General features: G+C 68.3%; 6 protein-coding genes and 1 pseudogene. 2 read left to right on the plus strand and 5 right to left on the minus strand.

The annotated features are described in order from the left end of the window. Positions 1-575: pseudogene (locus E3O60_RS04890) on the minus strand (ATP-dependent helicase); the annotation flags it as partial. A gap of 236 nt (positions 576-811) precedes the next feature. After that, positions 812-1573: an SDR family oxidoreductase gene (locus E3O60_RS04895; RefSeq protein ID WP_088457359.1), complete on the minus strand. Its 762-nt coding sequence runs from the start codon at positions 1571-1573 to the stop codon at positions 812-814. A gap of 138 nt (positions 1574-1711) precedes the next feature. On the opposite strand from E3O60_RS04895, the gene E3O60_RS04900 reads away from it, so the two are divergent. Both E3O60_RS04900 and E3O60_RS04905 read left to right on the plus strand, forming a co-directional pair. Continuing rightward, positions 1712-2818, plus strand: coding sequence for an aromatic acid exporter family protein (locus tag E3O60_RS04900; protein ID WP_088457360.1), 1107 nt, complete (start codon positions 1712-1714; stop codon positions 2816-2818). Between the two features lie 133 nt (positions 2819-2951). After that, positions 2952-4133, plus strand: coding sequence for an alpha/beta hydrolase (locus E3O60_RS04905; RefSeq protein ID WP_134480205.1), 1182 nt, complete (start codon positions 2952-2954; stop codon positions 4131-4133). Between the two features lie 156 nt (positions 4134-4289). On the opposite strand, the gene E3O60_RS04910 is transcribed toward E3O60_RS04905, so the two are convergent. From E3O60_RS04910 to E3O60_RS04920, 3 genes are all read right to left on the minus strand, one after another. Further along, a complete protein-coding gene (locus E3O60_RS04910; protein WP_134497296.1) occupies positions 4290-6776 on the minus strand; it encodes a glycoside hydrolase family 3 C-terminal domain-containing protein in 2487 nt (828 codons plus the stop codon). Positions 6777-6793: 17 nt separating this feature from the next. Then, a complete protein-coding gene (locus E3O60_RS04915) occupies positions 6794-10333 on the minus strand; it encodes a hypothetical protein (protein ID WP_134497298.1) in 3540 nt (1179 codons plus the stop codon). A 75-nt stretch (positions 10334-10408) separates the two neighbouring features. Next, positions 10409-11578, minus strand: coding sequence for a glycoside hydrolase family 1 protein (locus tag E3O60_RS04920; RefSeq protein ID WP_134497300.1), 1170 nt, complete (start codon positions 11576-11578; stop codon positions 10409-10411). Positions 11579-11632 lie beyond the last annotated feature (54 nt).

Raw genomic sequence — 11632 nt, forward strand, 5'->3', positions numbered from 1 at the left:
CGGTCACCGTACGACGGGCGGTCGTTGTTGTACGACGGACGGTCAGTGCGCGGGGCACGGTCACCGTAGGACGGACGCTCTGTGCGAGCCGGACGGTCGTTGTTGTACGACGGGCGATCGGTGCGCGGGGCACGGTCGCCGTACGACGGACGGTCGTTGTTGTACGACGGGCGATCGGTGCGCGGGGCACGGTCGCCGTAGGAGGGACGGTCGCCGCGAGCGGGACGGTCGTTGTTGTACGAGGGACGGTCGCCGCGAGCGGGACGGTCGTTGTTGTACGAGGGACGGTCGGTGCGCGGGGCACGGTCGTTGGAGGCCGGACGCTCGGTGCGGGCACCGTAGGCGGGACGGTCACCGTAGGCGGGACGGTCGGAGGAGGAGCGCTCACCGGAACGCGCTGCGCGCTCGTCGGCGTTCCAGCGCTGCTTCTTGGGAGCGCCATCGTCTGCGCGGTAGCCGCGGTGTCCGGGGCTCTTGCTGCCGCCCTTGGGTGCGCCCTTGGGGCCGCCCTTGGAGTGGCTCGGGTCGAAGTTCTTGGCTGGGCGGCCGACGGCCGGCTTCTTGCTAGAAGGCATAGAAGTATTTCTGGGTTGTGTTGAGTACATGGCAGTAGTGCGTCGCACGGCGACGCAACCTGAGAACCCGGGCAGTCTATGGCCGGGGCCGTTCACATACAGTGATTTTTCACCAGCGGATTACTGGGAAACCGGCCCATCCTGACTTACAAACCCATCCGCGCACACAATGAAACACGCGGTGTCAAGAGCCGACTTGTCCACGTTACCTTATCGAGTCCCAAAAGTCACGGTTGCTAGCCGGCGGGCTTTGGGTGCGCGATGCCGTCGAGCCACTGTGCGAAGGACTCGGCACCTCGTTCGGTGTTGGGGGCCGGCAACAGGGTGCCGTCTCGCATCGCGGTGCCCATTCGGCCTGGGAGCTTGAATTGCACGATGCGGGCGTGAGTGCGCGTGACTCGGGCGTAGTCGCGCACCATGTCGACAAGGCGTTCCTCCCGTGGGCCGCCGAGATCGGGCACCTGCCCGCGCGGCGGGCCCACCACAAGCTCGACGAGCCGCTGGGCAACCTCCCGCGCCGCGACGGGCTGGGTCCGCATGACGGGCACCAGGGTGAGGATGCCGCGCGAGCCTCGCCCGAGGGTCTGGGCCGCGAACTCGTGGAACTGCGTGGCCCTGAGCATGGTCCACGGCACGGCGCCGCGTTTCACCGCCTCCTCCTGGACGACCTTGCCCGCGTAGTACCCGGCGGAGACCGTGTCGGCATTCACGATCGAGAGGGTGACGTGGTGCCGCACCCCGGCGGCGGCCTCTGCCCTGAGCAGAGTGGCCGTGGCCGTGCCGAAGAAGCGGGTGGACGCTTTAGCAGACAGCGTGGAGGTATTGACCACATCGATGACCCCGTCAACACCGTCGAGCACCGAGGAGAGCCTGTCTCCGGTCACGAGGTCGATTCCGGTCGACCGGGCGAGGACGACAGGCTGGTGCCCAAGACGGCTGACCAGGTCGGTGACGTGACGCCCGACGGTGCCGGTTCCTCCCGCTATCGCGATCTTCACGACGCCTCCTTTTCGAGCTCTCCCCGCGGGGACAGGCCCAGGTGATGCCGCGATTCTATGCCGATGGCGCCGAAACCTCTGGGCCCGCGGGGCCAGCCGCGATTGGGCGGGAAGCCGGGAATCGTGCAGACTCGTTCGATGCGCACTCCCGATCTCTCCCCACGTGCCGCCGGTGGCCTGGTGAAGACCGCCGTGGCACATCCCCGCCTGCTGCAGGCCGTGAAGACGGCCGTTGCGGTGGCGATCGCCTGGAAGCTCGCCCCCCTGATGCCCGGCGTCGCCAACGATTACCCCTACTACGCGCCGCTCGGTGTCATCGTGGCCAGCTTTCCGACCCTGATGGGGTCGATCAAGAACGCTATGCAGACCCTTGCCGGGCTGGTGATCGGCATTGCTCTGGCGGCCGCGGTGATCATCTTCAGCGAACCCAGCGTGCTGACGGTGTCGCTCGTGGTGGGGATCGGCATGCTGTTCGGCGGCATCCGCCAGCTGGGCGCCGGACGGGAGTACGTGCCGATCGCGGGTCTGTTCGTGCTGATCGTCGGCGGTCCGAACGCCGACGGCTATTCGATCGGATACGTCTCGCAGATGACCCTGGGCATCGTTGTCGGGCTGGCGGTGAACCTCCTCGTCGCACCCCCGCTGCGGGTGACTGCCGCGGTGAAGGAATTGTCCAGGTTGCGGCGTGCGCTCGGATTGCACCTGGGTTCGGTTGCCGACGCCCTCGAGGCGAGCTGGCCGCCCGAGGAGGGCGAATGGTCCAAGCAGGGCGCCACGTTGGCGAGCACCAGCACCGCCGTGCGTCGCGCGTTGGCGGAGGCCGACGAGAGCCGCCGGATCAACCCGCGGGCGCGCATCCGGCCGCACGATCTCAGCACCGACTATGACGACCTGGCGGCGCTCGAGAACGCGACCTTCTATGTGCGCGACCTCACCGACGTGCTCGCTGGGGCGGCCTGGGGTACACCGGTGCCCGTGGAGCTGCCGGCCGCGCTGCGACCGGCGCTGAGTGCGGCGGTGCGGGCGACGGCCGCCCTGGTCAATGAATGGGACACCGGGGAACCGAGTCTCGACGCCCTGCGGGCGGCCGAGGATGCCGCAGCCGCCATGACCGAGGCGATCCATGAGCACCGTGAACTGGGTGCGGAAGCCATCGTCGCGGCCAGCGCGGCGGCCCTCGACGTCACCCGGATGCTCGCCGCTCTGAGCCCGGGGATTACCCGCGACGTCCCCGCGAAGGCCTGACGCCCCGCTGAGGCCGCCGTCGGGCCGCTCTGCGACGCGCCCGGCCGGCGTTTTGACGCCCGCCGATTAGCGGGCCGGGCCCGACCGATCTATTCTCGAAAGCACCCGCACCCAGCACATTTCAGGAGCATCCGTGAGTAACGGTCGCCGCATCATCGGACTCGGCTCCCGACGCTTTCTCGTTCTCTTCGTCGCCTATGCCGGCGGCATGGCCGTCGTGGCCACCGCCTTGCTCGGCGGCCTGCATTGGAACCTGCGCCCGGTGGCGCCCGCACAGGCCGGCGGAACCGCGAGCGAGGTCGACACCACGGCGATCGTGGGCATCCGCACCTTCACCGCGCCCGGGGACGCCGTGATCGATGAGGACGTCGTCTACGCCACCCAGCCGGACGGCACCCAGCTCACCCTCGACGTCTGCTCGCCGCCAGAAGCGGATGCCGGGTCAACCGCTGACGTGGACGGCGACACCGGGGACGCGGCGGCCGGCCAAACGGCCGCGCCCGATCCGTCCCCTGAGCCCGAGCCGACGGCGGCTCCCGCCGACGACGCATCCGCGGATCCGGCCACCGCTGGCGCGATGGAACCGGGCACGGACACCGAGACGCCCTCTCAAGCCACCCTCCGGCCGGCGGTGCTCTCCATCCACGGCGGCAGCTGGGCTCGCGGCGACAAAGGCAACAGCGACTGGCGCAATGTCTGCGAATGGCTCGCCTCCGAGGGGTTCGTGGCGTACTCGGTGAACTACAGGCTGGTGCCGGCGGTGAGTTTTCCGGCTGCCATTGAAGACCTGGGCCGCGCCGTCGAGTGGATGCGCGCAAATGCCGAGCACTACGGCATCGACCCCGCCCGAATCGGTGCCTTCGGCGGTTCGGCGGGCGGCAACCTGGCCACGCTGCTCGGTGCCCGCGGCACTGGATCGCTTACCGACGGCAGCCGGGTCGCGGCTGTTGCCGAGCTCTCCGGGCCCGTCGACCTGAGCTACGACGGCATCGTGGTGGCCGGCGGCTCCTCTGGGCTTGAGCAGATCGTGCTCGACTACCTGGACTGCGAATCGCTGCTGGACTGTCGGGCGGCCCGGGACGCGTCGGCCGTCAGGTCGCTGGATCGCACCGACCCGCCCGTCTTCGTCGGGTCGTCCACTGACGAGTTCATTCCGCTGAGCCAGTCCACCGGCTTCGCCGCGGAGCTCAACGCCCTCGGCATCGTCAACCAGCTCGTCACGGTGCCGGGCAGCCTGCACTCCATCGGCATCCTCGATGCGGCGATGCGCGGTGCGGTGTCGGCCTTTCTGCACGAGCACCTCGACACGGACTGAGCCAGGCGCACGGCCTGAAAAGAGTTATCCACAACCCGCCGGCACTCCGCCCGGCCGGGTGGTCGTCGTTGTTCTCATCCGACGCCGCTCCGGCACTGGTTGATGCGGAAGGGCCGGCTTGAGGGGCAAAGGGAAGGTCTACGCCGATGCTCGTACCTAGGGCTGGCTCCCCGCCGCCGAGTTCCTGAGGATCTCCTTGCTCAGCGCGGGCAGCGCCAGGACGAGCTGGAGGACGGTTCGGGCGGTGCGCTGGACCTCGCCGAGTGTGATGCCGTCTGGGCGAGCGAGGGAATCGAGCAGAGACGATGCCGCCGAGGCGTCGAAGCCGCCGCTGACGTGGTCGAACCATCCGCCAGGCATAAAGACGTCGACCTGCGCGCGGACCCGGTAAGCGTCGTCAGCCACCGCCGGGAAATCCGGGTCGACGGCGCGCTGCATCCACCAATCGGTGATCACCGTTCCCTCAAATCCCCATTCCTCCCGCAGGATCGTCGTGCACAACTCGTCGTTGTAGTGCGACCATGCGCCGTTGATTTTGTTGTACGACGTCATGAGGGTGTGCGGGCGCGCCTGGGCGAGGCAGATCTGAAACCCGCGCAGATAGATCTCCCGCAGAGCCCGTTCCGAGACCCTCGAGTCGTTGAGGTTCCGGTTGGTTTCCTGGTTGTTGCACGCAAAGTGCTTGGGGCAGGCCGCTACTCCCGCTTCCTGGACGCCAGCCACGACTGCGGCCGCGATAAGGCCGGTGACCAGCGGGTCCTCGGAGAAGTACTCGAAGTTGCGCCCGCACAGGGGGTCACGGTGAATGTTCATTCCCGGGCTGAGTAGCACGTGGGTGCCCTTGCGGACCATCTCCTCGCCGTGGTGCGCCGCGAGTCGACGCACGAGCGGGGTGTTCCAGGTTGAGGCGAGTGCCGCTCCGCAGGGCAGGAGCGCAGCGTAGGCCGCCAGCCGGATGCCGGAGGGGCCGTCCGTCGTCGTGATGGGAGGCACGCCCTTCGCTCGTAGCGACGCGGTGATGCCGCCGAACACGCCGGCGTTCCCGGGCGTCCCGAGCGGGCTGTCCATGACTACGTCACCTCGGGTGAGCGCTTCCAGGTCCTCGTGGGAGAGCTGGGCCACGAACTCGTCGAGCGTCGCTGCCCCTTCAGCGACATCGGCCAGAGTGACGGCCTGGCTTCCGGTCTGCTCCAGCGCCGGAACCGTGCGTGCCTGGAGCCGTTCGCGGCGGGAGACCTCCCGCGTGGGGACATCCTGCCACCCGACGACGGCGCGACCGGCGTCGTCGCGGTCGAGAATCATCCGTTGGAAGGGGTGAGCGGCGGCGGGTGCGCACGCCTCGGTCAGCTGTTCGACGACGCGCAGCTCGCTGAGCGTGAACGAGGCGATCTGGGTCGCCGCGCGCACGTCGGTGCCGGCGAACACCGTGTATTGACCGGCCTCGAGGACGTAGGCGGACCGATGGCCGGTTGCCCCGGAATCGTCGTAAGAGGCCAGAGAGGCGATCGGGAACGCCAGGTGCAACGACTCGCTCTCGCCCGGGTCCAGTCGTCGCGACTTCGCGAAGGATGCCAGCGTGCGGGCAGGCTTGCCGAGCTCGCCGTCCGGCGCTTGGACGTACACCTGGACGACCTCAGCGCCGGGATGCTCCGTCCCGACGTTGCTCACGCGCGCGGTGACCGTGACCTCCTCGTCGTTGACGTGGGCCGTGGCCACCACATCGAGTCTCGAGTACCCGAGACCGAACCCAAAGGGAAAGAGGACGGCGTCGGGCGCGAAGGTTTCGAAGTACCGGTAGCCGACGTAGATGTCCTCCGCGTAGTCGTTATGCTCGAGCCCGCCGAAGTTCGGTGCGCTCGGGTAGTCGGCGTAGGAACGCGCGATGGTGTCGGTGAGTCGCCCTCCGGGCACCTGCACGCCGGTCAGGACGTCCGCGATGGCCCGCGCGCCCTCCATGCCGCCCTGCCAGGCGTAGAGCACCGAGGAGATCGCCTCGCCGTACTGGTCCAGCCAGGCGAGATCGATGACGTTGCCGCAATCGAGCACCACGACGGTGTGCGTGAACGCTGAGGTGACCGCGTCCAGCAGGCTCTTCTCCGCGTCCGTGAGGTAATAACTGCCCTGGGTCAGGGTGTTCTCTCGCGCTTCCCCGGCGGCACGCCCCAGGACGACGATGGCGACGTCCGTCCGGGTTGCGGCGGCTCGAACGGCCTCGCCTTCGAGGGGCATCTCCTCGAAGTAGCGCGGCCAATTCCCCCAGGTGCCCTCGTCGGGTGGGTTCTCCGCGCACCAGCGCGTGTAGGACGCGGCGAGATCTGCGTCGACGGTGACCTGGCCGCCGTCGCGCAGTGCGTCCAGAAGGTTCCAGGAGTACGGAGCGTTGACGTCCCCGCCCGACCCGTACCCGACCGAGAAGTAGTCGATCTGGACCCGCCCGAAGAGCGCAATGCGCGACCCCCCGCGCAGAGGGAGGGTGCCGTCGTTGCGGAGCAGGACAGTCCCGTCAGCGGCGGACTCCCGGCACAGCGCGACGAGCTCCAGGTCGATGTAGGTCTCGGTGTCAACCAGGCCCGTGGAGGCCTGCGCCAATTGCTCTTCGCCCGCCGAGAGCGATGGGGTGGGGTTGTCCGCCGGCGATGTCATCAGATGTTCCTCCATGGTCAGGCCTCAAGTGTGCTGCGGTCAACGCCGACGTGAACGTCGAGGACCGAGGTTCCGACGAGGTCCGCGAACGAGACGGACAGGCCGCCCTGGCGGTAGTGCGCCGTCGTCTTGACCCCGGTGAGGGGCGCGCCGTCGGCCATCACGCGGACATCCCCGCTGCCGGGCTCGACGTGGAAGCGCACCGTGCGACGCTCGCCGGCAAGGTCGATGGCGATCGTGAGGCCGTCGTCCTCGAGAGCGAGGACCGGGTCTATGACCACCGCGCCGGCTCGCTCGACGAGGCCGAGCGCTCCCTGCACCAGCTGGCGAAGGTAGATACCCGGGCCACTGGAGTAGACGCGCCATCCGCCCTTGACCCCGACGGTGCCATCTCGCAACCGGTCGAAATTCGCGGCGGCGTCGTAGCGGTCGGTGAAGGCGGCGTCGGAGGATGAGTAGTAGCAGTTTCGCTGGCGCGGCATGCTCGTGCTCAGTCGCTCGAACTGGCCGACTGGGCTGATTCTCAACAGCTCCGTGACGAGCCGCTCTCGGCCCAGCGTCGCGAGGGCCTGCGTGTAGCGGATGTGGGCATGGGTGTACATGAGCCCGACTTCACGGCCGAAGTTCGCCGCTTGCTCACCACGACGGAAGAATCGCGTCTGGCCTTCGTGGAAGGGCGCGGGCCGGTCCATGAGGCGGACGCCGTCGGGGAAGTGCAGGTGCTCCTCGACGAGACTCTCGTGGCGCACTGCTTGCTCGGGGGTGAACAGTCCGGCGATGATCGACCGGGTCATGGGGATGAGCCGGTAGGAAAGCCCCGTCCGGTCGTCGCTGGGGTGCAGCACGGGCCGCGGGCCCTCGGGGGTGAAGACGACGTAGCCGGCGAGCACATCGTCGATGATGAGACGCTCAGCGAATTCAGCCGCTATCGTCGACGCCTCGGACATGAGGTCGGTGGCGAGCGAGTCGTGCGCGGTCCCCCGAAGCTGGCCGCCGAGGGTGCTGACCGCCTGAAACAGAAGGGCGACGGTCCAGGCGGAGGCCATCTCACGGCTCATTGAGGCCTGTGCGGGCTGGAGGGTGTCATCCCAGTCGCCCTCACCGTACGAGAGCAGGTCAGTCCCAGGGGCGCGGTGGCTGCGGATGTAGTTCAGGGAGGCGCGCACATGGTCGGTGAGGGGCGCAGCCACGCTGCCCGGGCGGCGCAGCTCGCCGTCCCAGTACGGCACCGTGACGTCGAGGATCGTCGTATCGCCGGTCGCAGCCAGGTACTCCCCCAGCGCCATCAAGGGCCAGACGACGACGTCGCCGTGGGCCTCGTCGGAGTACCGCTCGCGGTAGGCGTCGAACATGAACCATTGCGGCAGGGTCCCGTCCGGGGACTGCTGGGCGAACACCCGGCGGACGATGTCGCGCGCCGCGTCGAAGTGACCGAAGGCGAGGTTGAGCTCGAGCGGTCCCTGGCAGACGTCACGGGTGCCCCAGGCCGCGCCGGAGTATTGTTCGAGACCGTGCGGGACGAGGAAGTGAACCAGCGCGTTCTGCGTGAACCACGGCAGCAGGAGGTTGATCTCGGTGAGGCGGCCGTCGCCCTCGACCCGTAGGTTGCGCGTGTAGTCGGCGATGTAACCGCGGTGCGCCTCGAGCTCGGCGGCGACGTCGAGTGGGTTGTCGAGCACCGCCTCGGCGTGGGCGAGGGCGTCCGCGGCGCCGTCGAGGTCACCGGAGAGCACAAGCGAGGCCGAGGTCGTTGCGTCGAAAGCGACAGTCGTCAGGTTCGTGCCATGGGAGCGGCCGTCGGGGAAGAGCACCGTGTCGTCACCGAAGCGCCCGGCCTCACTGGCGAGTACGTAGACGAGATCAGGGCAGTGCTCGGCGACGTCGGTCCCGGCGTCCGCAGCGTAGACGATCGCGCGGCCGTTGAGGGCCCGGCTTGCGGTCCACGACTGCCCGCCGAGCTCGACATCCACGGTGAGGATGATGTCGATCGGCTGCTCGGAGTCGATGCAGATCTCGATGGCACGGGCGTCATGGCTCGCCGTCGTGCGCACCTCGATGCGACCGTCCTCGGTCGCGTAGATCCAACGGACCCCGCCGAGGTCGAGGACGAGGGCGGAGGGCACTCCGAGCAGCTGCCACCGGTCACCTATTCGAACGAGTGCCCGCACCCCTGAGGAACGCAGCAGGTTGAGGTGGTTGCGTTGGACGGAGACGAAACGGTTGGCGGTCGTGTTCCCGACGACAACGTGCGAGGCGAAGACCCCGTAGGCGTAGGCCGTCGCGGAGAGGATGTTGTCGTTCGGGCTAACGTCGGTGCCGGCCTTGAGGACGTGCCCGTGGGGTCGCTCAACCGCGAGTTCCTTTGCACGGCTGACGACGTGGGTGGCCTCTGGCGTGAAGAAGGACAGCAGGTTCCCGGCATCGTCGCGCTCGGGCTGGAGGACCCGGGACGACGCGTCGGAGTTCGCCGACACGGTCCCGAGCTCGGTGAGCTCGGCGTCGGAGAGGTCGAGGCCGGCCAAGAGCGGGGCCGATACCAACAGGGAGCGGGACGACGCGTGCGGCCCGGCAGCGGGAGCGGTATGCACTGTGACGGAGCTCACTCCGTCGTGCAGTGCTGAGGGCGCGCTGCCCAGCCCCAGCGCGAGCGCGCGATCGAACAGTCCAGGCACCTCGTCGAGGGCGTCGGCGAGCTCTCCGCGGTAGTCCGCGACCACGGCCGTCACGGCGTGCACGGTGCGCGGAGCGGTGAGATCGAACTCGGGACCGAGTAGCACCGGGAAGGCGAACTCGTACTGATAGATGAGCGAGTCCCAGTCGGGCACGCCGAGACTGTGAGCGCGGCCATCGATCTTCGCGTCGAGCCCATAGAACGAGAATCCGTCGGTGAGGTAGGCGCGAGCTCCTTCGACGAGAGCGGTCACCGCCAGAGGCAGCACGGGCGCAGTCGCCATGGTCTGCCGGCTCGCGACCACGGCTCCGGCGCGGGCGTCGTCGAGCACGTGGTGCACGACGTACTGGCTCACGTACGGCTCGTTGTTGACGGCCGTCGAGAACGGCACGAGGGCCAGGTCCTGGGCGAAGACGACGTCGTAGATGGAGCCCGCCGCGCCGGGCTCAGCGGTCGCGAGGTCCACCCGCCACACCCAGACGTCACCGTGCGGGTCAAGAGTGAGAGTCACCACGTAGCTCGCCCCGAGGGCCTGGCCTGACCAGCGCACGTAGCCCGGCGCCTCAGCGAAGTCACCGGCCGAGCGTCCACCGACGAGCGGCACCCCCTCGACAATGCGAGCACCCGAGGCGTCCAGGCCGTGGCGGCGCAAGAACACGCCGCCGACCATGGCGTCATGCTCGCTCGGCAGATACTGGTTGACCAACATCGACTCCCCGTACGTGATGGCACGCACGTCGCCGGCGGCTGACAGCTCGATGCGAGTGGTCCCCGCCTCAAGCAACGCCGCCGTCGGCGCGACTCTCCTCTGGCCACGCTCGGCCGGCAGGTCTGTGGCTGCTGCAGCAGGATCGGCAGTGGATGGGTGGACGGTGTGCGTGGTCACGAATATTCCTCAAGGCAGGCAGCTGCAAGTGGGTGGGGTGCGGCGGGTCGAGCGGGATGGTGCGGGCGGGAAAGCTCAGACGGCGAGAGCGTTGGCCGTCGCCACGTTGCCGAGCCAATGAGCGCTGGGTTTGACGGTCCGCACGAAGGTGGAGCGGTCCACACTCACGAGCCCGAAGGTCGGGCCGTAGGAACCCCACTCGTAGTTGTCGAGCAAGCTCCAGTACAGGTAGCCCTCCACCTGGATCCCGTCGGTGATCGCCCGGTGCAGTCCCTCGAGCGCGCCCTGCAGATAGGCCACCCGGCGGGTGTCATCGTCGGTAGCGATGCCATTCTCGGTGACGAAGACGGGCACCCCCGGTGCCATCTCGTGGGACAGGCGGATACCGTCCTCGAGGGCTCGCGGGTAGAACTCCCAGCCGGTAAGGGTCCTCTCGGCGTCGTCGGCTATCGGGAGCGGCCCCTCGGGACCGATCTTGGTGCGGGTGTAGGCCTGCACGCCGACCCAGTCGTCGCCGGCAGCCATCTCGAGGTACCAGGCGTCACGGTCGTAGCCATACTCACGGGCGATCTCCTCGCAGCCTGGCTCAGGCTGAAAGTCCTGTGTGGCGACCGTCCAGCCAGTGCGGAAATCGCCTGCCTCCGCGAGCACCGCTCGGCAGGCGCGGTGGGCCGCGAGCAGGGTCCGGGCGACGCTGACGTCGGGTCCGGGCTGTCCGAAAGCTTGCAAGGTCGTACCTAGACCGTCGCCTCCGGCCATCATCGCGACCATGTTCGGCTCGTTGATGGTGCACACCCATTCCACGCCCTCAAGGACGGGGAGCACGGTCCGCGTGTAAAAAGCGAATCGCTCGACGGCGTCGGGCGCACGCCACCCACCTTCGTCCTCGAACCACTGCGGAATGGTGAAATGGTGCAGCGTGATCATCGGCTCGAGGCCGAGCTCAATGGCCGTCAGGACCATGCGGCGGTAGTGGGCGAGCTCCGCCTGAGAGACGAAGCCTTTCTGGGGCTCGATGCGAGCCCACTCGATCGAAAAGCGATATATACCCAGGCCCGCATCGACGAGCGCCTGCATGTCCTCGCGGAAGCGGTGGTAGCTATCGCAGGCATCAAGGCTCGGCTCGGCGATCGTGGAGTCCACGAGGTGCTCGCGACGCCACCAGTCGGAGCTGACGTTGTTGCCCTCGATCTGGTGAGCGGCGGTCGCGGATCCCCAGCGGAATCCTTCGGGGAAGTGCAGCATGTTTGCCTCGCTTGGTCTTGTGTGGATTGGTGCAGTCAGCACGTGGTGTGCGCA

Source organism: Cryobacterium sp. TMB1-7, assembly GCF_004402435.1.
GTDB lineage: Bacteria > Actinomycetota > Actinomycetes > Actinomycetales > Microbacteriaceae > Cryobacterium > Cryobacterium zongtaii.

What these genes read in the sequence shown, in the direction of transcription:
- E3O60_RS04900 (WP_088457360.1), top strand. Translation starts at nt 1,712, where the DNA reads ATGCGCACTCCCGATCTCTCCCCACGTGCCGCCGGTGGCCTGGTGAAG.
- E3O60_RS04910 (WP_134497296.1), bottom strand. Translation starts at nt 6,776, where the DNA reads ATGACATCGCCGGCGGACAACCCCACCCCATCGCTCTCGGCGGGCGAA.
- E3O60_RS04920 (WP_134497300.1), bottom strand. Translation starts at nt 11,578, where the DNA reads ATGCTGCACTTCCCCGAAGGATTCCGCTGGGGATCCGCGACCGCCGCT.